This is a genomic window from Idiomarina sp. UBA4206 (assembly GCF_002383015.1).
GTDB classification, from domain to species: domain Bacteria; phylum Pseudomonadota; class Gammaproteobacteria; order Enterobacterales; family Alteromonadaceae; genus Idiomarina; species Idiomarina abyssalis.
The window spans coordinates 18,793-19,529 of sequence record NZ_DFTS01000004.1 but is presented as its reverse complement, the minus strand read 5'-3'; the positions used below and the strand labels follow the sequence as shown (position 1 = coordinate 19,529).

2 protein-coding genes are annotated in these 737 nt (G+C 49.7%); both read right to left on the bottom strand.

Annotated features, from left to right (window positions below):
* Positions 1 to 347, bottom strand: a 347-nt coding sequence (locus B3180_RS00425) for a PLP-dependent transferase (RefSeq protein WP_286842230.1), incomplete at its 3' end; no start/stop codon positions are given.
* 108 nt (positions 348 to 455) lie between these two features.
* On the bottom strand, positions 456 to 737 hold a 282-nt coding region (locus tag B3180_RS00420; RefSeq protein ID WP_286842227.1), incomplete at its 5' end, for a DUF697 domain-containing protein.

Here is a 737-nt window from a genome sequence, read left to right as displayed (position 1 = left end):
TAATCAGATACCACAATATGATCACCGCTGCGCACAAAAGCCATAGTCGCGGCAGCTATAGCACCCATTCCGGTCGCAGCAGCTGCCGCTGCCTCATAACCTTCAAGCGTTGCCATACGGCGTTCAAGCTCGGCTGTTGTGGGGTTGCCTAAACGGCTGTAAATATAACCTTCTTCCTCGCCTGCAAAACGGCGAGTGCCCTGCTCTGCAGAAGAGAACTTAAATGTGGACGTTTGGTAAAGTGGTGAAGTTAACGCCCCATGGGGGTCATCGTGCGCTGCACCGGCATGAATAACCTGAGTCGCTGGCTGCCAATTATTATTATGTGTTTTTACATCAGAGGACATGCGTTTTGGGCTCGTTTGTCAGAAATTTGTTAACGAGCAACAGAGTGCAACGAGCTTACCTTAATTGGCAATCTTTGCGCTGCGTCAAAGCTTGGAAAAACTGTAACGCTAATTTTCCACTTCCTGCTCTGAGGCCGCTTTAGCCTTTGCCTGACGAGACTTATAGACAAAAGGCAAAACGCTCTTTAACTGGCTTAGTAAGTCCTTTTGTAATTTAAGGTAGCCTGGCTTTTTTACGTTAACAAAAGGCATCGGCCGACAGAGTTCAATGACCTGGTATCCCAGACGAGCTGTGAGCAAACCAGCACCGAGCCCTTGTCCTGCCCGGGTAGACAAGCGTGTTAACAGCTCCGCACTTACCCACTGCGCACCCAGGTCAACGGCAACTTC